Annotated in this window: 25 protein-coding genes; 21 read left to right on the forward strand and 4 right to left on the reverse strand. The window is 40.2% G+C overall.

The features are described 5' to 3' along the window. From B7E07_RS03830 to B7E07_RS03845, 4 genes are read left to right on the forward strand one after another with little or no spacing between them, the layout of a single operon-like run. Complete coding sequence (locus B7E07_RS03830; protein WP_080844147.1) at positions 1–672, forward strand: methionine ABC transporter permease; 672 nt, start codon at positions 1–3, stop codon at positions 670–672. Between the two features lie 35 nt (positions 673–707). Then, entirely contained in the window at positions 708–1,481 is a 774-nt protein-coding gene (locus B7E07_RS03835) for an enoyl-CoA hydratase/isomerase family protein (RefSeq protein WP_080844148.1), read from the forward strand. A gap of 14 nt (positions 1,482–1,495) precedes the next feature. After that, the gene (locus B7E07_RS03840; protein WP_080844149.1) at positions 1,496–2,644 is read left to right on the forward strand and encodes an alpha-hydroxy acid oxidase; all 1,149 of its coding nucleotides are present in this window, start codon (positions 1,496–1,498) and stop codon (positions 2,642–2,644) included. 15 nt (positions 2,645–2,659) lie between these two features. Next, a complete protein-coding gene (locus tag B7E07_RS03845; RefSeq protein WP_080844150.1) occupies positions 2,660–3,805 on the forward strand; it encodes a CaiB/BaiF CoA transferase family protein in 1,146 nt (381 codons plus the stop codon). 673 nt (positions 3,806–4,478) lie between these two features. Here B7E07_RS03845 and B7E07_RS03850 read toward each other — a convergent pair. The 4 genes from B7E07_RS03850 to B7E07_RS03865 all read right to left on the reverse strand — a co-directional run bounded on the left by B7E07_RS03850 (position 4,479) and on the right by B7E07_RS03865 (position 8,035). Next, positions 4,479–4,925, reverse strand: a complete 447-nt coding sequence (locus B7E07_RS03850; RefSeq protein WP_080844151.1) for a hypothetical protein — start codon at positions 4,923–4,925, stop codon at positions 4,479–4,481. Beyond that, on the reverse strand, positions 4,906–5,130 hold the full coding sequence (locus tag B7E07_RS03855; protein WP_080844152.1) for a helix-turn-helix transcriptional regulator: 225 nt from the start codon (positions 5,128–5,130) through the stop codon (positions 4,906–4,908). The genes B7E07_RS03850 and B7E07_RS03855 overlap by 20 nt, the downstream gene beginning before the upstream one ends. A gap of 115 nt (positions 5,131–5,245) precedes the next feature. Continuing rightward, a complete protein-coding gene (locus B7E07_RS03860) occupies positions 5,246–7,360 on the reverse strand; it encodes an MMPL family transporter (RefSeq protein ID WP_080844153.1) in 2,115 nt (704 codons plus the stop codon). Between the two features lie 99 nt (positions 7,361–7,459). Then, positions 7,460–8,035 carry a TetR/AcrR family transcriptional regulator gene (locus B7E07_RS03865; protein ID WP_080844154.1) on the reverse strand — a complete coding sequence of 192 codons (576 nt, stop codon included), beginning with the start codon at positions 8,033–8,035 and terminating at the stop codon, positions 7,460–7,462. A gap of 131 nt (positions 8,036–8,166) precedes the next feature. Between B7E07_RS03865 and B7E07_RS03870 the strand changes: the two genes are divergently transcribed. The 17 genes from B7E07_RS03870 (at position 8,167) to B7E07_RS03950 (ending at position 22,173) form a co-directional block, all read left to right on the forward strand. Then, positions 8,167–8,763, forward strand: a complete 597-nt coding sequence (locus B7E07_RS03870) for a TetR/AcrR family transcriptional regulator (RefSeq protein ID WP_080844155.1) — start codon at positions 8,167–8,169, stop codon at positions 8,761–8,763. Between the two features lie 38 nt (positions 8,764–8,801). Next, the gene (locus B7E07_RS03875) at positions 8,802–8,942 is read left to right on the forward strand and encodes an anti-repressor SinI family protein (RefSeq protein WP_080844156.1); all 141 of its coding nucleotides are present in this window, start codon (positions 8,802–8,804) and stop codon (positions 8,940–8,942) included. Between the two features lie 315 nt (positions 8,943–9,257). Then, entirely contained in the window at positions 9,258–10,121 is an 864-nt protein-coding gene (locus tag B7E07_RS03880) for a PHP domain-containing protein (RefSeq protein WP_080844157.1), read from the forward strand. A 40-nt stretch (positions 10,122–10,161) separates the two neighbouring features. Continuing rightward, positions 10,162–10,797, forward strand: coding sequence for a DapH/DapD/GlmU-related protein (locus B7E07_RS03885; RefSeq protein WP_080844158.1), 636 nt, complete (start codon positions 10,162–10,164; stop codon positions 10,795–10,797). A gap of 41 nt (positions 10,798–10,838) precedes the next feature. Next, positions 10,839–11,540, forward strand: a complete 702-nt coding sequence (locus B7E07_RS03890) for a GntR family transcriptional regulator (protein WP_080844159.1) — start codon at positions 10,839–10,841, stop codon at positions 11,538–11,540. Between the two features lie 195 nt (positions 11,541–11,735). Then, positions 11,736–12,161, forward strand: coding sequence for a phosphonate C-P lyase system protein PhnG (gene phnG, locus B7E07_RS03895; protein ID WP_080844160.1), 426 nt, complete (start codon positions 11,736–11,738; stop codon positions 12,159–12,161). A 12-nt stretch (positions 12,162–12,173) separates the two neighbouring features. Further along, on the forward strand, positions 12,174–12,779 hold the full coding sequence (gene phnH / locus B7E07_RS03900) for a phosphonate C-P lyase system protein PhnH (RefSeq protein ID WP_080844161.1): 606 nt from the start codon (positions 12,174–12,176) through the stop codon (positions 12,777–12,779). Next, positions 12,779–13,897 (forward strand): carbon-phosphorus lyase complex subunit PhnI, encoded by a 1,119-nt coding sequence (locus B7E07_RS03905; protein ID WP_080844162.1) that lies wholly within the window; start codon positions 12,779–12,781, stop codon positions 13,895–13,897. The genes phnH and B7E07_RS03905 overlap by 1 nt, the downstream gene beginning before the upstream one ends. After that, the gene (locus tag B7E07_RS03910) at positions 13,894–14,760 is read left to right on the forward strand and encodes an alpha-D-ribose 1-methylphosphonate 5-phosphate C-P-lyase PhnJ (RefSeq protein WP_080844163.1); all 867 of its coding nucleotides are present in this window, start codon (positions 13,894–13,896) and stop codon (positions 14,758–14,760) included. Before B7E07_RS03905 ends, B7E07_RS03910 begins: the two co-directional genes overlap by 4 nt. Continuing rightward, a complete protein-coding gene (locus B7E07_RS03915) occupies positions 14,747–15,592 on the forward strand; it encodes an ATP-binding cassette domain-containing protein (RefSeq protein WP_080844164.1) in 846 nt (281 codons plus the stop codon). The genes B7E07_RS03910 and B7E07_RS03915 overlap by 14 nt, the downstream gene beginning before the upstream one ends. A gap of 18 nt (positions 15,593–15,610) precedes the next feature. After that, on the forward strand, positions 15,611–16,789 hold the full coding sequence (gene phnM / locus B7E07_RS03920) for a phosphonate metabolism protein PhnM (RefSeq protein WP_080844165.1): 1,179 nt from the start codon (positions 15,611–15,613) through the stop codon (positions 16,787–16,789). 40 nt (positions 16,790–16,829) lie between these two features. Then, positions 16,830–17,528 (forward strand): phosphonate C-P lyase system protein PhnL, encoded by a 699-nt coding sequence (gene phnL, locus B7E07_RS03925; RefSeq protein WP_080844166.1) that lies wholly within the window; start codon positions 16,830–16,832, stop codon positions 17,526–17,528. Between the two features lie 131 nt (positions 17,529–17,659). Further along, positions 17,660–18,688 carry a PhnD/SsuA/transferrin family substrate-binding protein gene (locus B7E07_RS03930; RefSeq protein ID WP_080844167.1) on the forward strand — a complete coding sequence of 343 codons (1,029 nt, stop codon included), beginning with the start codon at positions 17,660–17,662 and terminating at the stop codon, positions 18,686–18,688. A gap of 24 nt (positions 18,689–18,712) precedes the next feature. Continuing rightward, the gene (gene phnC / locus B7E07_RS03935) at positions 18,713–19,501 is read left to right on the forward strand and encodes a phosphonate ABC transporter ATP-binding protein (protein WP_080844168.1); all 789 of its coding nucleotides are present in this window, start codon (positions 18,713–18,715) and stop codon (positions 19,499–19,501) included. After that, entirely contained in the window at positions 19,491–20,276 is a 786-nt protein-coding gene (locus tag B7E07_RS03940) for a PhnE/PtxC family ABC transporter permease (protein ID WP_080844169.1), read from the forward strand. Before phnC ends, B7E07_RS03940 begins: the two co-directional genes overlap by 11 nt. Continuing rightward, positions 20,276–21,133: a PhnE/PtxC family ABC transporter permease gene (locus B7E07_RS03945; RefSeq protein ID WP_080844170.1), complete on the forward strand. Its 858-nt coding sequence runs from the start codon at positions 20,276–20,278 to the stop codon at positions 21,131–21,133. The genes B7E07_RS03940 and B7E07_RS03945 overlap by 1 nt, the downstream gene beginning before the upstream one ends. A gap of 551 nt (positions 21,134–21,684) precedes the next feature. Beyond that, a complete protein-coding gene (locus B7E07_RS03950; RefSeq protein WP_080844171.1) occupies positions 21,685–22,173 on the forward strand; it encodes a hypothetical protein in 489 nt (162 codons plus the stop codon). Positions 22,174–22,181 lie beyond the last annotated feature (8 nt).

A 22,181-nucleotide genomic window follows, 5' to 3' on the forward strand; every position in this document is an offset into this window, starting at 1 on the left:
ATGGATCGATTTCAGCAATTTACAGATCAATGGCTGCCGATTATTGGCAAGGCCGTCGTAGAGACCTTTCAGATGGTTGGTGTTTCACTTTTATTTTCCATTTTAATTGGTGTGCCCCTCGGCATTCTCATTGTTCTAACAAGGCCTGGCCAAACGCTGCATAACAAATGGGTGTATGGCGGTTTAAATTTAATCATTAACATTATTCGTTCTGTGCCCTTTATTATTTTACTATTCTTTATTCTGCCTTTCACCAAATTTATCGTCGGGACAACGATCGGAGTCCAAGGGGTTATTGTTCCGCTTGTTATTTATACAGCACCGTATATTTCCAGACTCATAGAAACAGCTTTATTGGAAGTAGATAATGGTGTGCTGGAGGCCTATAAAGCAATGGGCATCAAGACACGTCAAATTATTTGGAATGTGATGCTGCGTGAAGCACGCCCTTCTCTTATCTTAGGATTAACGATTGCTACGGTCGGCTTAATTGGGGCAACTGCAATGGCTGGACTCGTCGGAGCTGGAGGTTTAGGTGACTTAGCCTATCGGTTCGGGCATCTCCGCTATGAAGTAGACGTGATGTATGCAACGGTTCTGATTCTAATAATCTTAGTGCAAAGTATTCAAACCATTGGAAACAGATTAGCTGCACGTTTGAAAAAGGATTAGTGTATTTACAAGAATGCTAGAAAGGAGGCTGCTCATTGGAAGAACTCTATTGGAAAAAGGAAAAGCGGATTGCGAGCATCATCATCAACCGTTCTCACAAAAAAAATGCATTTAATTTAAACATGTTTCAGACGCTTTCCGTTCTGCTGGATGAAATTGAACATGATAAGGAAGTAAAAGTGGTGGTACTATGCGGTGCAGATGGATCTGCCTTTAGTGCCGGTGCCGATATCAGTGAATTTTTACAGAATCGGACTTCAGCACAAAAAGCGAAGCAGTATAATACCATTGCTCTGAAGGCTGTGGAAAAGCTATATCATTTTCCAAAACCAACGATTGCGGCCATAAGAGGTTTAGCGATTGGCGGCGGACTGGAGCTGGTACTTGCGTGTGATTTCCGCTTTGCCTCACATGAAAGCCTCCTGGGCATAACGGCTGCGAAATTGGCGATTGTCTATAATCTATCGAGCACGAAAAGGCTTATTGATGCAGTGGGAGCATCAAAAGCCAAAGAAATGCTTTATACAGGAAAGCTTGTGAAAGCGCAGGAAGGCCATGAGATTGGACTTGTCAACTATGTATTGCCATACGAGGAACTATTAAAATCTGCCTATGATTACGCAAGTCAGCTTGCTGAAAAGTCTTCACTGGCTTTAAACGGAACAAAGAAAGTCATTCAAGCCGTTTTAAACGGTGATATTGAAGAAGATGAAAATATTGAACAACTTATCCTTGCCTCTTTTGAAAGTGAAGATTATCAGGAAGGCATTCAAGCGTTTCTAGAAAAACGAAAACCAAATTTTAAGTAGGATGGTGACCAGAAATGGCTGTCCCTGTAAACAGTAAGGATGCCTTGCTGCAAAATATGAATTCAAGCGATTATTTTCCTATTTCATACGAAGAGCTGGAAGCGCGAGCCCGGACCGTTATGTCAGCCGGTGCCTTTGGATATGTGCGCTCTGGCGCTGGGGGAGAGGAAACAGTAAGAAACAATCGGAGGGATTTTCAAAAACAGTCTATTGTACCAAGAGTATTAACAGATGTATCTGGCATCAATACAAGCATCACACTTTTTGGAAAACAATATGACCATCCCTTCTTGCTTGCACCAGTTGGTATGCTGAAGCTTGCACATGAAGATGCTGATTTAGCTGTCGCACAAGCAGCTGCACACTGCGGAATTCCATTTATACAAAGCACTGTTTCAAGCTATTCCATAGAGGAAGTAGCAGAAACTTCCCCTCTAAGTCCGAAGTGGTTCCAGTTGTATTGGTCGAACAATCGCAATGTTTCCTTTCATATGGCTGAACGAGCTGAAAAGGCAGGATTTGAAGCAATCGTGTTAACCGTAGATACCGTTATGCTTGGCTGGAGAGAAGAGGATTTGCGGAATCGTTTTTCACCGTTAAAGCTAGGCTATGGCAAAGGGAATTATGAAAGTGATCAGGTGTTTCTCCAGTCTCTTCCTGATGAAAGTGAAGAAAGCATTATTCAAGGAATTCTTGATAATATTCATCATCCCTCTTTAAATTGGGAGGATGTTGCCGAGCTTAAAAAAAGAACGAAGTTGCCAATTCTTTTGAAGGGAATTCTGCATCCCGAAGATGCCAGATTAGCGGTTGAGAATGGAATTGATGGCATAATTGTCTCAAATCATGGCGGAAGACAACTGGATGGTGTCGTTTCTTCAATATCGGCATTACCAGCGATCGCCAAGACAGTTAATAAACAAATTCCTGTGCTATTTGACAGCGGTATCCGGCGGGGAGCAGATGTAGTAAAAGCAATCGCGTTAGGAGCAGATGCTGTTTGCATCGGCAGACCTTTTGTATATGCGCTGGCAGCCGGCGGACAAAAGGGAGTAGAAAAGCTGCTGGAGAACTTTATCCAGGAAACAAAGGTATCAATCTCATTAGCTGGTGCTTCAAGTATTGCCGAGCTTGCTTCTGTGAAATTGGTTCATACAACTTAAGGGGAGGTAATGGTAATGACACAGGCACTAAGCGGAATGAGAGTCATTGATGCAACCCAAATTTTAGCCGGCCCCTACTGTACAATGGTTCTTGGTGATATGGGAGCAGATGTGATCAAGGTGGAAAAATCTCCAGGCGGGGACGATACGAGGCGAATGGGTCCCTACATAGACGGAGAGAGTCATATGTTTATGATGGTCAACCGCAACAAAAGGGGAATTTGCCTAAACTTGAAGGAAGAGGAAGACAAACAAGTTCTCTATGAGCTTGTGAAAACAGCAGATGTGTTTATTGAAAACTTTCGTCCTGGGGTGGCAGCAAAGCTGAAAATTGATTATGAGACATTAAAAGAGCTTAACCCAAGTATCATTTATTGTTCAATTTCTGGTTATGGTCAAACAGGTCCATACAAAAATAAAGGCGGTTTTGATATTATGGCACAAGGCTTGTCTGGCATTATGGATATGACCGGCGAAAAAGACGGAAAGCCTGTAAAAGTCGGCATTGCCATTCATGATATTGCAGCAGCGCAAACGGCTATTCAGTCGGTGCTGACGGCCTATATCCACAAGCTGAAATCAGGTCAAGGGCAATATATCGATGTTTCTCTTGTCGATTCAGCTTTAGCGTGGACTGTATGGGAGGCAGCAGCCTATTTTGGCGAAGGTCAGCTCCCGAAACGAAATGGAACAGCCCACCGTGCCGCGGCTCCATATCAAGGTTATGCTACTGGAGATGGGTTTATTTTAATCGGCGCAGCGAATCAAAAATTATGGGAAAAATTTTGCCTGTTTGTAGCGGATCAACCCCAATGGCTTCAAGACGAGCGGTATGCAACCAATTCATTACGAAATGAGCATGCCCAGCAGCTTGAAAAGGATATTGAGAATGTGCTGCGAACATATTCATCCGCTCATTGGCTTGCATTACTTGAAGAAAACGGCATTCCTTCTGGACCCATCTATTCCTATGATCAAACGATGAATGATCGGCATATCCAGGAACGCGAAATGATCCTCGAATACGAGCACCAGCAATTTGGTACCTTAAAAACACTGGGATTCCCAGCAAAATACTCACAAACTCCTGCCAAACTATCAAAACCTGCTCCAAAGCTGGGAGAACATAACGAAGAAATCCGTGCGGAACTTGGTTTATAGTGTACATGTGGAAGTGGTTTGTCATTTGGCAGGCCACTTTTTTTCGCGCTGGCAGAGAGAAAAATGGAGGGATAGGAAGGAGCGGATGTTTGATAGGAAAGAGCATATTTTTGTTAGGAAACTTGAAAAAATTGATAGGAAGTAGCAGAGGTTTGATAGGAAACTCCAAAATTTTGATAGGAAACGAAAAAATTTTGATAGGAACCCCTGAATAAGCGGTGAAAATTGAACTGTGGCGGGCGGGAACAGGTTATGATTTCACGCAAAAACGAAATCTGACCTGTTTACTAGTTGATTATTGGTTGAAAAAAGCGATTTGATAGGAAAAAACGGATGTTTGATAGGAAACTTGAAAAAATTGATAGGAAGTAGCAGAGGTTTGATAGGAAACTCCAAAATTTTGATAGGAAACTCCAAAATTTTTATAGGAAACCAATAAAAATTGATAGGAAACCAATAAATTTTGCTATTGAACTCAAAATAATCTAGTCCAATGACCCGAAAACGACTTCATTTTTTTAAAAAAGCGAAAACCAATCTATAATAGAGAAGATTTTCGGTTTAATAGTCGAGTAAGAAAAAAACTGCCAAAAAAAATTCACACTCTCATATAAACTCATCAAAAAATCAGAGGGAAACAAACTCCCCACTGATTTCCAGCTGCCATTGTGCCCTATTCATCTTCATCCTCATCTTCTCCAAATTCTGCTTCCTTCCGCTTTCTCAAACGGAATATATAATAAGAAGGAACGAGTCCGCTGATAAAAATAATCCCGCCGATGAGTGCACCATCCCATATACCATAGCCAGGCGTATTTGCTGTAAGGATTCCTACGATCAGGCTAATCAGCAAAGTAACAATGGCACTAATCTGAAGGGAGTGATTGGATTTTTTTAGATTGCTTTCACTATCAACACTAATGTTCATGGATAAATAGGCAAGTACAATCACAGTAACCATAAATACCAGCCAAAGCGGGTTATCACGCATTTGGTCTATTCCGCCTTGGAGAAATTCGTAGAAAAGAATGGCAAAAATTCCTAAAGACTGGACTGCAAAAGCGATTCTGACATTTTTTAAATTCTTCATGATTAGGCGTTCATCGGTTATTTTCTTCACTGTTAAATTCCTCCTCGCTGATCCAAAATAATTCATCTAATTGAGCGTTTACTCTGTAGCAAATTTGCAGGCACAGTTTCAGGGAAGGATTATATTTTCCTTTTTCAATCAGACTGATCGTTTGCCTTGTAATGCCCACACCGTCTGCCAGCTGCTGTTGAGTTAAGTTTGCCTTTATTCGAGCCAGTTTCACATTATTTTTCATAGCAGCCCTCCATGAAATGAAGGTAACATATAAATTACATTATGTAAAATATAAATTGCATAATAAAAAAGAACCTGAATTGAACAGGTTCTTTTTCATCATCTATATTAAGATCTTATTCTTGCTTTTCCTTCTCTGTATGCTCATCCTTTTCCAGCATGACAATCAGTCCAGGAAGCAGTACCCCCCGAATCAGGAACGTATCGAGTAAAATCCCGACTGCAACAATAAAGCCAAAGACGAAGAGCAGCTGAATGGGCTGTGTCATTAAGACAGCAAAGGTTGCGGCGAGAATAATCCCAGCAGAGGAAATAACGCCGCCGGTACTGGAGACAGCCACTTCAATCGCTTTTTTAACAGGATATTTTTTGCGTTCCTCCTGAAAACGTGACACAAGAATGATATTGTAATCAATGCCAAGTGCAACAAGAAAAACAAAGGCATATAAGGGTACACGATTGCTGATGGCGTTAATATCAAAGAAGAGGTCTGATAAAAATACCCCTAATCCTAATGCCGACAGCAGCGATACCAATATAGTTCCAATCATATAGATTGGCATTTTAATGGATTTTGTTAAGAAGATCAGCATGACAAAAATAAGAATCGTCTCAAGTGCGACAATGACAACAATATCGCGATTGTTCACACTGCGGTCATCAACAAGACTTGCAGTTTCTCCAGCAAAATAGAGATTGCCTTCGAGATTATTGGTTTTTATTATATTGTCAGATTGTTCAATTGTCTGTTCCATTGCATCAATGACTTCTTCTGAATATGGATTTTCATTATATGTGACCGAATAGGAAATCACCTTTGAATCGTCGGTTGTTTCTGAGATTGTAACACTTCTCACTAATGATTGATCTTCCAAGGCTAATCTAAGATTTTCAGCATCATCTGTAGTGATTGCCTCTTTAGCTTCGTATAAAACCGTTGCAGGAGCTATGTCTCCTTTTGCAAACTTGTCAGAGAGCAGTTCATAGCCTTGTCTTGAAGGCATATTCTCTGGAAAAGATTTAATCGTATCAAACTCATACTGGAGGTTGAATAGATTTAAGGAGGATACAACTAAGAAAATTGCAATGAGCGCTACAGCCATATCTGGTTTCTTAACAACGATTCGAGCGACTTTACTCCAAAATGAGTTTTTATTTAGATGCTCATCGCCCACTTTAGGCACCTTCGGCCAGAATGCTTTTCGTCCAAAAAGAGTAAATAATGCTGGCACTAATGTGACAGATGCAAGCATGATGATCACCATTGCGGTGGCAAATGTTGGGGCAAAATTGCGATAATCACCTGACTGTGCGAAAAATAAGACAAGCATGGCTGCGAGAACGGTTCCGCCTGAGAAGAAGACAGGCAAGCCCGTTTCACGCATCGCTGATTTCATGGAATCGAAGCGGTCTTCATATGTCTTTAATTCTTCACGATAACGAGAAAAGACGAAAAGTGAATAATCAATAACAGCAGCAAACAGTAAGATCGACATGATTGATATCGTTTGCTGGCTGAGATCGAGTCCAGATGCCCCAAGGAAACCAAGTGATTTCATTACAACCTGGTATACAAAACCAGCAGCGAGCAATGGAATAAGTGCAAGTAATGGTGAGCGATAAATCACAATTAAAAGAATTAAGATTAAGCCAACAGTAGAGAACAGCAGAACCAAGTCGGCTCTTGAAAATAAATCAACTGAATCAGATGAGATGCCTGCAGGGCCGGTAATAAACAATTTAAGATCTGTTTCTTCAGCAATAATCTCACTGATCTGATGATTCGCATATTGAATTTCTTTCGTTTCCATTGAATCCTCATAGATTAATGGAAGGGAAGCAGTTGTCTGATCTTCAGAAACAAATGATTCAGCAGCAGCTGGAGGAAGAGCGGCAAGAGGAATTAATTCCTTAATTCCTTCTATCTCTTCACCTTCTATTGCCTGAAGTGCCGATACAAGTTCTTCTGTGCTTAGTTCCCCGTTATCTCTATGAAAAACGAGTATGGCTGGAATCCCTTTTTCACTCTCAAAATATTCATTTTGCTTACTTTCTGCAATAACGGATTGTGCATCATCAGGCAAGGACGCTATATTTGAGACTTCATAATCCTTATGATTAGGCCCGAAAATCGTAAATAAGATTGTAACAGCTAACCATGCGGATAGTGTAATCCACATTCCTTTTTTCGTGGAAACCCAGTCGGTGACGGTCTGAAGAAACCCTTTCATTTTACCTTCTCCTCTCAATATGACAATAGTGTCACTTTAGTCGTAAAGAGGTCTATAAAAGACCTGCTGTACTCATTATCTTTATAAGTGACACTTCTGTCAATTATTACGTTCAAACATTCCTGATTGAAGCATGTCTTTGATTGAGCTAACCCATATCGACTGTGGAATTCCAAAATGGTTCGGAATGGCGATTGATTGGAAAATATAGCCCAAAATGAGCGTGTCAGGCAAATGAGATTTTAATATGTTCTCCTGCTTTCCAAGACTGATAAAATCCTGCAAGTGTTTATACATATCAATTTGCATTTCCATCAATCTTTGCTTGTTTTTCTTCACCACTTCTGTAGAAGACTGTACTTGTTTGCCGATTTCTATTAACCGCTGCAAATTGGAATTTTGAAACATGAACGTAATCAGGAAGTCAAACTGTCCATTAAAATCTTTGATATGACTGATCTGCTGTAGCTCTTTATGAGACTGCTCCATCTCGAAAATCATATAAGCAGTAATTAATTCATCTTTATTCTCAAAGTATTTATATATGGTTCCTCTGGCTACATTCAGAGCGTCTGCCAGATGGCTGAAAGTAAAACCTTCATACCCATTGCTTAATAGTAAGGGCTTCACTTGTCTGTAAAGTTCCTCAAGTGAAAATTTGCGTTCCCGTGCCATAAAAAAACTCACCTCAACCCTTATTATATTTCATTTAGCCTAGTTGTACTAAATGAAATATGACATTGACATTTCTAGGAAAATTCAGTCATAATATTACTTGAAAGTAATATAAAATGGAGATGTTCAATATGGCGATTCGAGGAAGGAAAAAAGGGGCGAACGGGGAGCAGACAAAGAAAATTTTATTAGAGGTGGCAGCGCAGGAGTTTGCAACTTGTGGTTACCATGAAACAAAGGTAAGTACGATTGTAAAAAAAGCGAATGTTTCACAGCCAGCCTTTTACCTTTATTTTGAGAGCAAAGAACATATCTATCAGGAGCTAGTTCACCAGTTTCAGCTAAGACTATCTGTGTTAACTTCGGAGAGCAAGATTGAACCTGGAGTTGAAATGCCATCCCTTGCTGAAAAAATATCTTATGGAATGGGCAGAATCTTGCGCTTCTTTTCAGAGAATCCGGACTTAACCAGAATTGGCTTTTATTCTTCTCAAGAAGCCATCCTCATCAAGCAAAAAATGACGGAACAGATATGTGGAAATCTTCGTGCAGAAGCAGAAAGCGGCTACTTTAAACCTCAAATGAACATAGCAATTGCAGCTGAATGTGTGATAGGTGCCATTGAGAGACTGACCTTAACAGAACTTTTAACAGGTAAAAGAAATGCTGAAGATTTGGCAAGTGAGATTGTTAACATCCTGTTGTATGGTTTGATTAATGATAAATAATACATAATAGGATCAAGTTTATAAGGGGTTGAGGGGAAATGAAGAGTGGAGATGGGCTTATAGATGAAGAATGGGTGATATTAATCCAGGCGGCAAAGGAGCTTGGTCTCACTCCAGAAGAAGTAAGAGAGTTTTTCTATGAACATGCAAAAGCTCAAGTGGATAGAGTTGCTGATTAAATTTTCATATATATCATTTTACAACGTAAAGTATTTTATCCCCATACAGTGCCTGCTAAGGTGCTTTTTTTTATTCATAAATGAACAGAACCTGAGGAATTTACCTGCTAAGCTCAGGTGAATAGTAAGGAAAGTAAAGGTTTAGCTTCTGCCCATCAGTTACCGATCAACCATTCTAATGACTAATTTTTTATTTCGTCATACTAATCCCTTTCATTTTCTTTACAAAAATGTCTGAAAACTTTTACATTCTTTTAACCAACTGAACTTGGTGCCAAGGTATTCTTGAAGAAAACCATGTGGGAGGCTTTTATTATGAAAACAGAGCTTCACTGTCATACAAATATATCAGATGGATCATATACGATTGATGATGTTTTAGCATTGGCTAATTATAACGGAGTATCTCATCTTGCTATTACCAATCACGACACAACGAAGGGGCTGGAAGAGGCAATTGAGAAGGGGCAGCAGCAGGGGATCGAGGTCATTCCGGGGATAGAAATTTCAGCATATGATTTTGAGAGAAATCGCCGTGTTCATATCCTTGGATACTTTATAACACCAGGTGATGAAGAACTTGAAAAGATTGTCCAGCCGCTCGTTGAAAGAAGGCATAGTGCTTCACAGAAAATGACCAAGAGGCTGATCGAGGCTGGTTATCAAATTACTTGGGAACGGTGCCTTGAATTGGCGCATGGCGGAACAGGGGTATATAAGCAGCATATCATGCAGGCTTTAATTGAGGGAGGATATTGTGATTCTATCTATGGTCCGCTTTATAAAAAACTGTTTAGCCGTGGTCAAAATGGAGAACAGCCTGGCATTGCTTTTATCCCAATGCAATATCTTGATGCGGTTCAAGCAGTGAAAGCAATTATCTCAGCAGGAGGAGTTCCTGTCCTTGCCCATCCAGGCCAGTATAAAAGCTTCGAACTTGTACCTGATTTGGTTGAAGCGGGTTTACAGGGAATCGAAATTTGGCATCCTTTGCACAAGCGTGAAGATGAAGAACAAGCGAAATATTTAGCGAAAACGTATGGCCTCATCGAAACTGGCGGATCCGATTTTCATGGATCGTATGATGAAAAACCAGTAGTGATTGGGAGCAGAAATCCTGGGATTGATGTTGTTAGACAGCTAAAAGAAAGAAAACAGCAAAGGGGAGTTAAGGTTTAAATAGGGTTTTTCATGAAAATAGAAAGGGGCGAATTTCAACATGCCAGTCATCTATCAGCCTATTAAAACGCCAGCAAATCGATCGATTGTTCCGCTTATTGAGGAATCATGTGAGATTATAAATTGTTTTGCCGGAGAATGGACGGCCATTGGAAGAAACAATAAATTGATAGAATCTTCTATTGGTGATTATTCATACACAATGGAAGATGTAACAATTAACTATTCTGAGATCGGGAAGTTTTGTTCCATTGCATCACATGTCTGCATAAATCCTGTTCAGCATCCAATGGATCGGGTTTCCCAGCATCACATTACCTATCGCAGATTACAGTACCAGTTAAAGGAAAACGATGATGAAGCGTTTTTTGATTGGCGCCGAAGTCATAAAGTGAAAATTGGTCATGATGTCTGGATTGGTCATGGTGCCATTATTATGAAAGGTGTGGAAATAGGCAATGGAGCAGTCGTGGGTGCGGGTGCGGTTGTGACAAAGAATGTTGAACCCTATTCCATAGTGGCTGGAGTGCCAGCCAAACCTATTCGAAAAAGGTTTTCAGATGAAATTGCCGCGAAACTGGAAAAGGTTTCTTGGTGGGATTGGCCTAGAGAAAAGCTCGAAAATCACCTGGATGACTTAAACGATGTTGAGCTGTTTATTAAAAAGCATGGGTGATGAAAAAAAGGCTTCGATTTCTTTTGAAAGGAGCAAGTCCTATGTCTGGTAAAGCCAAAGTTGTAGACAGAATGATTATGGAAATTCGAGAAGGAAAGTATAAACCGAGTGATAAACTGCCCTCAGAAAATGATTTGGCAGATCAGTATAAAGTGCCGAGGATGGTTATTCGCAAAGCATATGAACGGCTGCAGGAATTAGGCTATATTTTTTCAAAGCAAGGAAAAGGAAGCTTTGTGCAAAATCAAAGTCTGCAAATTCCTCTGATCTTAACGGGAGATGTAAGCTTTAGCGAGAAAATGCAGGGGTTGAATTATGAGTTTCGGACCAGTTTGCTGTGCTGTGAACCTATCGAGTATGATCCGCAGATTTATCATGTGCTGCAGGCGAGACAGGGGGATCTTGTTTATAAAATAAGCAGGCTGAGGATCGTAGAAAATTGCCCAATTGCCATACATACTTCTTTTTTGCCGCAGAAGGTCTTTCAGGAGATTGGTGATGAAGGGAAAAACATTACATCCATCTTTCAATATTATCGAACGCATGGTTTTAGTCAATTTGAATCTATGCGGAGTGAACTTACTGTGGAGTTCCCGGATGAATCTTCTCGTGAAGTGTTGAAGTGTCCCAGTCTTGTACCATTGCTTGTGCTTGAATCAGGCTGTAAGGATCGTGAATCAGGAAAGGTATTGGAATATTCAAAGATCCTGTATCGCAGTGACTGTTTTACATATGTGCTCTAAATAGATTTGTGGCCGCCAAACGCAATGTGTTTGGCGGTTTTTGTATATGATGTTTTTTCCTTTCATAACGGCTGCTGCCACTATCTTTTCATCTTTACAAAACACAAACAAATCTTAACGGTTCTTTTACGTTCGTTCACTTGGCAACAAGGTACATTTAATGTGCAGGACAAAGACAGTAACGGAGGCTATTGTATGAAAAGAAAAAGAAGAACGGAAATTTTGATCAATGGCTCCCATGAGCTAGTGAAGGAATTCGCTGAAGAGGTATTCGGAAATTTTGACGTAAAGATCATTCAGAAACCTGAGAATGGCTTAGTTATGCTGAAGGTAAGAGAGACTTCTAAGAAGAGCTTATATTATCCAGGAGAGGTTTTCGTAACAGAGTGTAAAGTGCAAGTAGAAGAAAGCATTGGCGTTGGAATCGTTATGGGAGATCATCCTGAGCTTGCATATAACCTAGCTGTTGTGGATGCAGCTTTTGGAGCGAATGTATCAATAACAGAAAATTGGATTCCCCGTCTTTTAGAAGAGGAGAAGAGAATAAATCAGCAAAAAGCAGCTATGCAATCTGACATATTAAAAACAAAAGTAAATTTTGAAAATATGGATGTTTCATAAGGAGTGAAACCAATGAAATTTAATATAGTTCATGATGTTCAATCTGTCTACAGGAAATTAGTAGACGCTATCTCAAGACCAGGAGAACTGGCCAGCCTGCAGCGGGAGTGCTTGTTGGTAAAGGGTGAAAATTATCTTAGTGATCATCAGTCGGTGCTTTTATTGGCTCTTACTATGCTTGATCAGGAAGTAACTTTTAAAGTCCTATCAGAGAAGGAAGAAATCATAAGCAAGGTGATTTATCAGCTGACAAATGCAAAACCGGCACAGCTAGAGCAAGCTGACTATATTTTTGTTTTACATGATGCAGAAGCAGGAGCATTAGAACAGGCAATACATATGGCGAAGGAAGGCACTTTATATAACCCTCATCTATCAGCAAGCATCATTGCTGAAACAAAGTCTGTCAGCAGTGGAGAAGAGTTTCTGCTAAAAGGGCCTGGAATTCCGGAAAGTATTGTGATTGCAACAGATCTGCCTCGTGGATGGGCAAAAAAGCGCGCTGCTAAAAACAAAGAATATCCGCTGGGCATTGATCTCTTCCTTATTGATGCAGATCAGCAATTACTGGCAATTCCCCGGACAGCTCAAATGACTGAAAAACAGGTGATGATCTAATGGGTTATGTAGCAGTAAAGGGTGGAACAGAAGCGATCGAAGAGTCAATCAAACGTTTGCAGTACGAAAGAGTGAAAAGCGGAAAAAGCATTGAAGTGGAAAAGATTCAAGCAGGTATGCGGGGGCTTGTCGACCAAGTGATGTCTGAGAGCAGCCTCTATGATGAGACTTTGGCTGCATTGGCAATTAAGCAGGCAGAGGGCAATCCTGAAGAAGCCGTGTTTTTATTAAGAGCATACCGGTCGACCGTTCCAAGAAAGCATTATTCAAGAAGTATTGAATCACATCAAATGTTTATTGAACGAAGGATTTCAGCAAGTTTTAAAGACATTCCCGGCGGCCAAATTCTAGGAGCCACAACAGATTATACACATCGGCTTCTAAATTTTGATCTTTCACAGGAAAATGACGATGAGGCTCTAAAATGGCTGAACAGCAATGTGCAAAGTGTAAATTCAGAGGAAAAGGTAAAAACGTTTCCGAAGGTGCTCGATTATTTGAGAAATGAAGGATTAATTATTCCCTGTGAAAATAATGATGAAACCCCTGATGATATTACAAGAGAAAGCTTGGAATTCCCAGCCAGCCGCAGTGCAAGACTGCAGGTTCTGACAAGAGGTCAAACGGGGACCATTACTTCCTTAGGATATGCGGTCATTCGCGGCTATGGAACCACTCACCCTACAGTAGGAGAGCTTCGTGTTGGGACACTGCCGGTAACGGTGGGGCTTCCTCAGCTTGGAACTGACGAAATAGATGAAAATGATGTTTATTATATTGGGGAACTGAAAGCGACAGAGGTTGAGATGCTTATGCCAGTAACAGCTGAGAAGGAGCTTGGGAAAAACGAAATGGAATTCGAAATTGGCTATGGCTTTTGCTTTGGCCAGAATGAAACAAAAGCGATTGCAATGGGAATCCTGGATTATTGTCTTGAGCATCCGAATACCGATTTTCCTAGCCATAATGAAGAATTTGTTTTGTATCATATTGATTCTGTTGAATCAACTGGGTTTATCTCGCATTTAAAAATGCCTCATTACGTAACATTCCAATCTAAGCTGGATTCTGTACGGAAAACAAAGCAGCAGGAAAAAGAAGAGGTGGCAAGTGTATGAAAAATGCTTATAATTTTGCCTTTTTCGATGAAGGCTCGAAAAAAGAGATTCGCAGAGCCACTCTAAAGGCCATTGCAATCCCTGGTTATCAAGTTCCATTTGCATCCAGAGAAATGCCGATTGGGCGTGGATGGGGAACGGGCGGACTGCAGTTGACTCTTTCTCTAATCGGCAAAGAGGATACTTTAAAAGTGATTGATCAAGGCTCAGATGAATCGGTCAATGCAGTGAGCATTAAAAAACTTATCTTTGATACAACTAGGGTGCCAACGACAGACCGGACTGCAGAAGCCACTTTGATACAGTCCCGCCACCGCATTCCTGAGGTGCCGTTAACCAAAAAGCAAATTCTAATTCTGCAGGTGCCCACTCCAGAACCACTGCGTTCTTATGAACCAAGTGAAATGGAAACGAAAAAGCTTCATGGTGAAAAAGAATATAGCGGTGCATGGCTTATGCTGTTTGAACAAATTATGAAGTATGGAAACATGACAACTGGAGCCGATCATCCTGTCCTCGTAAATAATCGTTATGTGATGGCACCAAGTCCGATACCGAGGTTTGATAATCCTAAAATGGAAGATAGTGAAGCGCTTATTCTTCTTGGAGCAGGCAGGGAGAAAAAGGTATATGCTATTCCTCCTTACACGAAGGTAAAATCATTGGATTTTGAAGATTACCCGTTTCAAAAAGAAGAGTTTTCTGGAAAACAATGCCGTCTATGCGGCGCTGCAGATGTTTTTTTAGATGAATTGATTGATGAAGAAACATCAGAAACCGTCTATCAATGCAATGATACAAGCTATTGTTTGGATACGTTAAATGGAGTCCAAGGAATGGAGGCAGTCAATGAATCAATTTGAAAAGCCAGTATTATCGGTGAAAAATTTAAATAAGCAATTCGGGAAAGGCTGCTCGCATTGCAGGCAAGCTGATTCGCCTTCTCTTATTAAAAATTACTGCCGGGTTTGCGGAACGGTGTATGCGTGCAGAGAGGTTTCGTTTGATGTATTTCCCGGAGAAGTGCTTGGCATTGTCGGTGAAAGCGGGAGCGGCAAGTCAACATTAATGCAGTGCCTGTATTTCGATCAGCCAGTGTCCAGTGGGGAAGCCTATATGAATTCCTATGAAAATGGACATCAAAATCTTTTCGGGGAATCCTCCCAGCAGCAGCGGTATATTCGCAATCATATGATCGGAAAGGTGTATCAAAATCCGCTGCTTGGCTTAAAAATGGATTTCTCCTCCATCGGAAATATAGCAGAAAAGCTGATTGCAGCAGGAGGCACAAATGTAGGTGTTATGGAAGAAAGAGGAAGTGACCTGCTGAACCAGGTAAATATTCCTGTGCATCGCAGGAAGGAAGCACCAAAGAACTTTTCAGGTGGAATGCAGCAGCGTGTGCAAATCGCAAAAGCATTATCAAATAAGCCTCCGTTGCTGCTGCTTGATGAAGTAACTACAGGTCTGGATTTGTCTGTACAGGCAAATGTACTTGATTTGATCAAAGGTCTTCAGCATGAACTGCAAATCAGTATTGTTCTTGTATCGCATGATCTCGGGGTGATCCGCATGCTTGCAGACCGAACACTCGTTATGCTCGAAGGAAGAGTGATTGAACAAGGTTTGACAGATCAAATTCTAGAGGATCCGCAGCATGCATATACGCAGCAGCTCGTTCATTCTCTGCTATAAGAAAGGGGGACACATGAAATGTATATCATTACAAACGCTCAGATCATTACAGAAGAAGGTATTTTAATTGGATATGATCTTTTTATACAGCATGACATCATTCAGAGCATCGCTCCAAGAGGCAGTCTCAAGTTTGAAGAAGGCATCGAAATCATTGATGCTGCGGGAGGGTATGTCTCACCAGGATTTATTGATATACATTCAGATTATATTGAACATATGGCTGCACCTAGACCTACATCGCTCATGAATTTTAATATTAGTTTGCGGGAAACAGAGAAAGAATTAATCACACACGGCGTCACAACCATGTTTCATTCCCTCTCTATGTTAAAAGAAACAGAGTACGACTATAAGCCGATCAGAGAGCCTGAAAATGTCCGCAAACTCATTGATATTATCGATCAGAGCCATCATATCAAGCATTTAGTCCGGCATCGATTTCATGCCCGTTTTGAGATTGATAATGTGAAAGAAGTAGACAATCTGAAACAATATATTGCTGAAGGAAAGGTTCATCTCGTTTCCTTTATGGATCATACTCCGGGGCAGGGGCAGTATCGTCATTTAGAAATCTATAGAAACACCGTGAAAAGCTATAACAACTTGAATGATGCAAGCATTGATGTGCTCATTCACAATCATCAAACAAAAGAAAAGCTGTCGATTGAAGATATGCGAGACATTGCCGAATTTGCCAGAAAGCATGATGTGGCAGTTGCTTCTCATGATGATGATTCATTGGAAAAACTGGATTTAGTAGAGAGTTTTGGAACAAGTATCAGTGAATTTCCAATCACACTTGAAGTAGCGAAGAGAGCACAAGAACTTGGGATGTATACCATTGCCGGTGCACCGAATGTGATGCTAGGCGGATCACACAGCGGGAATCTATCAGCTGCCGAAGCAATTCAGGATGGTGCAATCGATATTTTATGCAGTGATTATTATCCTGCTGCCATACTTCATTCCATCTTCAGGCTCGTTCATGAATATGGAATGGACTTGGCGGAGATGATCAAGCTTGTCAGCATCAATCCCGCAAAAGCGGTCAATATGGAACATGAACTAGGTTCGATTGCAGAAGGGAAAAAAGCAGATCTGTTAATCATTGAAACCATCAGTGATGATTTTCCGGTAATCACAAGTGTATTTGTAGATGGGAAGCTGATACAAAAGACGAATTACCGTGTGTGATGGTGCGGCAGGCGTTTAACCATGGAAAGCGGGTGAGAATATGAATGCTTTATTAGAAATCAACAATCTATCAAAATCGTTTCAGCTTCATCAGCTCAATAAGAATATTAAGGCTGTTGAGGGGATCGATTTGCTGGTAAATGAAGGAGAGTTTGTTGGAATAACAGGGAAAAGCGGCAGTGGAAAGTCAACTATTTTAAAAAGCATATATGGTACATACCGAATTAAAAGCGGAAGTATAATCTATCAATCTGCTCAATTTGGAAAGATTGATTTAGCACATGCAACCCAGCGGCAAATGCTGTATTTACGCAAGCATGAGATTGGCTATGTCTCACAATTTTTAAATGTGATGCCTAGAACAACAGTGAGAGAGCTTGTGCAGCAATCCATTCTCGAGCGCGGAGTCTTCCTTACACAGGCAAAAGAAGAGACAGAAAAGATCCTTTCGCATTTTGAATTGGATAAAGAGCTGTGGGATAGCTACCCAACAACCTTTTCAGGTGGGGAGAAGCTCAGAGTTAATATTGCCAGAGCGATGGTGAAAAAACCGCGATTGCTTTTACTGGATGAACCAACGGCGAGTCTCGATCAGGAATCAAAGCTCAAAGTGAAAATCCTCATGGAGCAGTTAATGGCGGAAGGAACCACGATGCTTGGCATTTTCCATGATCTCGAGTTTATGAATCATCTCTGCAACCGGGAATACAACATGCACAATGGTGTTGTTCTAAGTTAATATTTACTATTCATTAACAAAATAATACAGAGTATTAACAATATTCGACATGAAGTTAATAGTAGCTTGACATCTTCTTTTTATAATGAGATCGAATGCGAAAAAAATAAAAATGTGTGGGGAGAATGATGATGAAGAAAAGGATGTTGTTTATTTTACTTACGTTCGTAATGATCGTGGCTGCAGGTTGTTCATCTTCAGCAAATTCAGAAGGTGGCACATTAACAATTGCTTGGCTTCCAAATGAATCTGGAGCTGATCTTGAAGCGGCTCGTGATGAGATTGGAAAGGTAATTGCTGAAAAAACAGGTATGGAAGTAGAACATCAAACAACAACTGACTATATTGTCGCAATTGAAGCAATTGCAAACGGAAATGCAGATATGGCATTCCTTGGTGCTCAAGGATTTATCGAAGCAAATAATAAAAATGATAAAGTGCTTCCACTTGTTGTGCCAACAGGTCCTTCCGGTACATTAGATGACGCTGTCTACCACAGCTGGTTAGCAGCAGAAAAGGCAAATGCTGAACAATACAAAGATGGCGATGCTTATGCGATTGACAACATCCAAGGAAAGAAATTCTCCTTTGTTTCCAACAGTTCAACATCAGGTTTTAAAGTTCCTTCTACAGGAATTGTTGATTATTTCTCACAAAAAGACGAGTTTAAAGATCTAACAGCTGAAGATTTACTTGAAGGCGGTTCAGACAAATTCTTTAGCGAAGTATTATATGGCGGTTCTCACCAAGGCTCTGCAGTCAACCTATTATCAGGCAAATCAGAGATTTCGGCATTCTGTGATACATGTGTGAATAACTATGTTGAATTAGCTGATGGCGATGAAAATACAGCTGGTGCTGTTTATAAAGTTAAAGAAGATGCTGCGGAACCATTTAATACAGTAACAGGAAAAGAATTCACTCTTATTTCTGTAACGCCTGTTCTAAATGCACCGTTTGTTATTAACACAGACAATATTAATGAAGAGCTTCAGGCTGAGCTTTTAGAAATCATGACTTCAGATGACATTACAAATAACGAAAAAGTATTCATTCCAGAGGATTCAGATTTCTCAGGGTTGTTCTCCAAGACAGCGGACGAGCGTTTAGTTGAAGTAGAGAATTCATGGTTTGATCCAATTCGTGAGCTATCCAAATAAAGAATAGGTTAGGAGAGTTAACATATGAGCGCCTTGCTTGAAGTGAAAAATATTTCGAAGCATTTCGGTAAAGACACGAAGGCATTATCAGATGTTAGCTTCTCCGTCCAAGAAGGAGAGTTTGTTTCAATCATCGGACCATCCGGTGCAGGGAAATCAACTCTCCTTCGCTGTATCAATCGCATGGTTGATCCAACAAGCGGAGAAGTGCTTTTCGAAGATGCCAATTTAGTAGAACTGAAAAAGAAAGAGCTGAAAATGACACGCACAAAAATAGGCATGATCTTTCAGCATTACAATCTAGTAAATCGTCTGAGTGTCATTGAAAACACACTGCACGGCGTCCTTGGCAAAAAGTCAGTCATTGCTGGTGCCTTAGGATTATATAATCAGCAGGAAAAAGAACGAGCGGTGGAGTTATTAAAAATCCTTGGTTTAGAGGACCATATTTACAAGCGGGCAGATCAGCTGAGCGGAGGACAAAAGCAGCGTGTCGGAATTGCTCGTGCGCTTATTCAGGATCCGCATATGATGCTATGTGACGAGCCGATTGCTTCACTGGATCCGAATTCAGCTAAAATCATTATGGATCATTTGCAGAATATTTCACGAACAATGGGAATCACAGTACTAGTTAATCTCCACCAGGTGGATGTTGCACTAAAGTATTCCGACAAAATTATCGGTGTAAATGGCGGAAAAGTCGTCTTTAATGGAGTGCCAGAAGAAATAACAAAAGAAGATATTCAGCGTATCTACGGTTCGGAAGCTGAGGATCTTATTTTTGATATAGGAGGCATCCATGCAAGCTGATTATTTCAAAAAGAAAAGGCTTAGTTCACTTTCTTTTTTCGTCGTGTTAGCAATTATTACCGTAATGGCCATCATCATTACGGAATACAACGTGGTAAAAGGATTTACTTCTCTTCCACAAGCTGTACAGTGGGCATTAGGCAACTTTTACCCAACTGTTGAATCATTAGAAAAGCTGCCTGATATTATGGACAAACTGATCGAAACATTGCTAGTTTCTGTTGCGGCAACAACCATTGGTGCCCTGTTTGCCTTGATTTTTGCTGTGCTAGGCTCTAATACAACTAGAGTAAATGCCTTTTTTGGCAGTATTTGCAGAGGTGTCGCGACTGTTTTTCGTAATATCGATGTTGCAGCATGGGCGATGATTTTGCTGTTTTCTTTTGGACAAAGCTCCTTAACGGGTTATTTTGCCTTATTTTTTGGCTCATTTGGTTTTCTGACAAGAGCCTTTGTAGAAACGATTGACGAAGTGAGCAGCGGTTCTGTAGAAGCCTTGAGGGCAACTGGAGCAGGCTACTTTTCGATCATTTCTCAGTCTGTTATTCCTGCCAGCATTCCGCAAATGATTAGCTGGATTCTATTTATGATTGAAACAAATGTGCGCAGTGCTACCCTTATTGGCTTGTTAACAGGATCGGGAATCGGATTTACGTTTAATCTCTATTATAAAAGTTTGAATTATGATATTGCAGCTTTAGTTGTGATTAGCATTATGGCAGCTATTCTTTGCATAGAGGCGATCTCAAACTATGTAAGGAGAGTGATTCTTTAATGGAAGTAAATGAGCATGTAAAAACAGATCACTTAGTAGAAGCTTCACCGAAAAAACCGATCAAAATTAAAGTGAAGACCAAATCGTCTTTCATTATCCGATTGACCCTTTTTTTACTGGCATTTCTAACTGTTTTTGCATTTTTTACTTTTGACTATAAAGAAATTAATGTAATAGATGCAATGGGAGCAACTTTGGTCAACATTAAGACCATGTTTCTGGAACCTCATTTTGCACGGTTTTCCTTCACACATGCATTGTACCAAGTATTAATCACGTTAGGATTAGCGTTCTTAACAACCATTTTCGGCGCCATTATTGCGTTATTTCTCGGCTTGCTGGCAGCTGAGAATTTAACTTCGAGAAGAGTTTCAACCGTCATAAAAACTGGAGTTGCCATCATTCGTGCTATTCCAACCGTCTTATGGGTACTGATTTTTGCTGTTGCTGCAGGGCTGGGAAGTGTGGCAGCTGTTGTCGGCATGACCTTCCACTCTGTAAGCTACTTAGTTAAAGCATACTCTGAATCATTTGAAGAGCTGGATAAAGGTGTCATTGAAGCACTTCAAGCAAGCGGAGCAAGCTGGTGGCATATTATTTTCCAAGCGGTCATTCCATCATCTCTCACCTATTTAATTTCATGGACATTTCTGCGATTCGAAATTAATTTTGCAGTTGCCGTGGCCATGGGTGCAGCAGCTGGAGCAGGAGGAATTGGATTTGAAATGTTTATGGCAAGTAACTTCTATCTTGATATTAGAGAAATTGGCACCATTACCTTCTTCATACTAGCTGTAGCGATTCTTCTTGAAGTGGTTGCTGTTAGATTTAAGAGAAAACTGAAGGTGAATGTGTAAGGGAAAGTGGCTGAGACAATTGTATTCAGTTCAACAATAGATCCGAATGATTAGCGTTCTAATCCATTCGGATTTTTTGTATGTTCAGAAAGCGAAGAGAAGGAGTTGCTGATCCCCACCAGCTGGAGTTATGATGACATCTGAATAATCATGGTAACTAACATAGCTTGAAAATAGACGGAGGAATTCCGCTTATTGAATAAAAATCTAGGAAAATAGCTAAAATAGACGGAGAAACTCCGACTATTGACCCCTAAAACTTGAAAAAGTAAGGTTTTTCTTTGAATAAACGGATATTCTCCGTTTAAATCTAGCTCAAAAGAGGGTTTTCGAGAATTAGCCGGAAAATCTCCGCTTATTTATAGAAGCTTACGAGTTTAAGTACCATAGGTCATACTTAACTGTACAGAAGGCTGCAAGCCTTCAGGATGATTCGTCATTTTGGTTGCTTTGTTCCTGTATTCTTTTTACGAAAGAATCAGACTAGGACAGATTGCCATGTTGTTTTATAATAATAGTAAGATTCTGATATAACGTTTGGGGGATATAGCATGGCTAAAATAAAATCTATACAGATCGACGGGGAAAATATATTTTATTTTAATAGTGCCATCTATGTGTTCCATACGAATTCCAGCTGTACCCTGCAATTAGATATAATTGTTAGTGAAATTACGATAAAAAAATATAATGATAGAGAAAATCATATTATAGAAGTAGAATTGGAGAATGGCAGTCTGATTACTTCATTTATGACCGTGAATATATTGCCGGGAAGGATACCTCACTTGAATTTTGTCAGTGAAGTGGAGAATGCTGATGAATATAGTGAATTGCCGGCAGTTCACGAAAACGATCTTGATTTTCCGGATATAGAACAAGGCATTACATTAGAAGAAATTCGTAAAGTAGAAATGCCATATGAAAAGGTTGCCTTAAAACTTACTTTGCCTATAGATCAAGCTGAATGGCTGCAGCAGAAATCAAAAAAGGAATTGAATGTAATTTTTAAAGAGATGTTAGAGGGAAGAATGAAATAAGAACCATA

The sequence above is a fragment of the Cytobacillus gottheilii genome (assembly GCF_900166665.1).
GTDB lineage: Bacteria > Bacillota > Bacilli > Bacillales > Cytobacillaceae > Cytobacillus > Cytobacillus gottheilii_A.